Annotated in this window: 1 protein-coding gene; it reads left to right on the top strand. The window is 65.5% G+C overall.

Annotated elements, in window-relative coordinates; genetic code table 11:
* A partial coding sequence (dctP, locus tag N7568_RS23170) for a TRAP transporter substrate-binding protein DctP (RefSeq protein WP_261612064.1) occupies nucleotides 1-278 on the top strand: 278 nt, incomplete at both ends.

Below are 278 nucleotides of genomic sequence, written 5' to 3' on the forward strand. Positions count from 1 at the left end.
GGCGCCAACCCCACGCAGATGAGCTGGGCCGATGCGCAGCCTGCGCTGGCCAGCGGCGCGGTCGACGGGCAGGAGAACCCGCTGTCGATCTACACCGGCTCCAAGCTCTACACCGTGGGCCAGAAGTACCTGACGCTCTGGAACTACGTGGCCGATCCGCTGATCTTCGTGGTCAACCGCGAAGTCTGGAATTCCTGGTCGGAAAAGGACCGCGACATCGTGCGCCAGGCCGCGCTGGACGCCGGCAAGCAGCAGATTGTCATCGCGCGCAAGGGTGT

It is taken from the genome of Paenarthrobacter aurescens (assembly GCF_025421775.1).
Lineage (GTDB): Bacteria > Actinomycetota > Actinomycetes > Actinomycetales > Micrococcaceae > Arthrobacter > Arthrobacter aurescens_B.